The sequence below is a fragment of the Oscillibacter sp. CU971 genome (assembly GCF_905219725.1).
Classification (GTDB): domain Bacteria; phylum Bacillota; class Clostridia; order Oscillospirales; family Oscillospiraceae; genus Oscillibacter.
In genome coordinates, this window is record NZ_CAJMXG010000454.1 from 1 (window position 1) to 1551 (window position 1551).

A 1551-nucleotide genomic window follows, 5' to 3' on the forward strand; every position below is an offset into this window, starting at 1 on the left:
TGTGGACAAAGCCGCTCCCGGCATCCACGCCGGTGTGGCACTTCATACCAAAATGCCACTGCTTTCCCTTCTTCACCTTCTATCCATTCTATCATTTCGGGGGATTAAATCAGCGTTTCCTAAAAAAGACCGGCCCGCCCTCCCCAAGGGAGCGGCAAGGCCGGTCTTCCTTTCTTTTTGCGCGCAGCGGGTCAGGCCATCTTCTCCACCAGGCGGTCCACCATCTTAGGGTCCAGGCCGTCCTCGGTGACCACCTTGGCCTGCTGGCCCACCAGGGCGTAAAGGCCCAGCAGGGACCGGGCGTCCAGCATCACGGTGTCGGTGCTCAGCCAAACCTCATAGGGGGTTTCGCAGGCCAGGCGGTGGATGCGGTTAATCTGCTCGTCGCTTTTTATATCAATATTTCTGGTCATGATAAATTCCTCCTTGTCAAAGCGCGGTGTCGAACGGAATGAAGTTCCATCCCTCCTCGGGATTAGGCACATTCTAGCAGGGCAGGGAAGGAATGTCAACGCCGGAATTTATCAGAATCGCACAATTGGATATCGAATAATTTGTGAAAAAAGTCAATATCCTTTTGGCGGACGCCCCTCTCCCCTTCACGTTCTTTCCTGTTAGAGGTCGTCCGCATCCTGAACGGGGACCTCATAGGGGTCCAGGGGCCGGCCGGTCCAGCTCCCCATGGGGTCGGTCTTTGCGGAAGTAAATTGGGACAGCTCCTTGGCTTTTTGCATCGGCTTGTCTTCCGGGCGGCGTTCCATGTCAGCTACCTCCTTATTGAACTATATTTAATAAAACATGGAATTTGCTGAAAATCAGTATTCCCAGTTGGAAGCGGTTTTCTCCAGCACTTCTCCAGCAGTTTTTGGAAGACCCGACGCCAAGATCCAAACGGTTCCAGCCGCCCCCGCGCAGGCCCTGCCGGGTCCTGCCGAAAAAATTTTTACTTTTTTTGAAATTACTGCTTGACAAACCAGACGTTCCTATGGTATCCTATGCATTGCCGACAAGTTGCCGGTGTGGTGGAATTGGTAGACACAGGAGACTTAAAATCTCCCGGTAGCGATACTGTACCGGTTCGAGTCCGGTCACCGGCACCACAAAAATAGAATATCGCGGAGTAGAGCAGTTGGTAGCTCGTCGGGCTCATAACCCGGAGGTCGCAGGTTCAAGTCCTGTCTCCGCAACCACAACAACAAAACCCTGTATCCATTCTACTGCAATGGATACAGGGTTTTGTTTTGCTTCAATCATGGCGGTTTTGGTCGTTGCCTGGTCGTTATTCCATGATGCGGAGTTTCCCCGCCTCACATTCAACAGTCCTCATACCGGGTCGCTTTCCAGCGCTGCCGCCAGTTCCATCAGGTCAGCCTCCGTGTGCTCCCTGTAGAATGCCTCCAGGCTCAGGCTCAGAGCGTCCGCCGGGGGCCGGTTGATGATGTCCAGCCGTACCCGCTCCAGCCGCGCCGCAAGTTCATAAACCTTAGGAAACACTGATTAATTCTGTATATAGGTTTTACAAGGAAACAAAAGCACCTTGTAAAACCTATA

3 protein-coding genes and 2 tRNA genes are annotated in these 1551 nt (G+C 52.9%); 2 read left to right on the forward strand and 3 right to left on the reverse strand.

Annotation, left to right across the window (positions count from 1 at the left end; all coding sequences use genetic code 11):
- Positions 1-191 precede the first annotated feature (191 nt).
- Positions 192-413: a hypothetical protein gene (locus JX325_RS16480; protein ID WP_204792118.1), complete on the reverse strand. Its 222-nt coding sequence runs from the start codon at positions 411-413 to the stop codon at positions 192-194.
- 201 nt (positions 414-614) lie between these two features.
- Entirely contained in the window at positions 615-761 is a 147-nt protein-coding gene (locus JX325_RS16485; RefSeq protein WP_204792119.1) for a hypothetical protein, read from the reverse strand.
- 252 nt (positions 762-1013) lie between these two features.
- Here JX325_RS16485 and JX325_RS16490 point away from each other — a divergent pair.
- Positions 1014-1100, forward strand: a tRNA-Leu gene (locus JX325_RS16490).
- 14 nt (positions 1101-1114) lie between these two features.
- Positions 1115-1190 (forward strand) — tRNA-Met (locus JX325_RS16495).
- Between the two features lie 133 nt (positions 1191-1323).
- Here JX325_RS16495 and JX325_RS16500 read toward each other — a convergent pair.
- Entirely contained in the window at positions 1324-1494 is a 171-nt protein-coding gene (locus JX325_RS16500; RefSeq protein WP_204792120.1) for a hypothetical protein, read from the reverse strand.
- Positions 1495-1551 lie beyond the last annotated feature (57 nt).

What these genes read in the sequence shown, in the direction of transcription:
- JX325_RS16485 (WP_204792119.1), bottom strand. Translation starts at nt 761, where the DNA reads ATGGAACGCCGCCCGGAAGACAAGCCGATGCAAAAAGCCAAGGAGCTG.
- JX325_RS16480 (WP_204792118.1), bottom strand. Translation starts at nt 413, where the DNA reads ATGACCAGAAATATTGATATAAAAAGCGACGAGCAGATTAACCGCATC.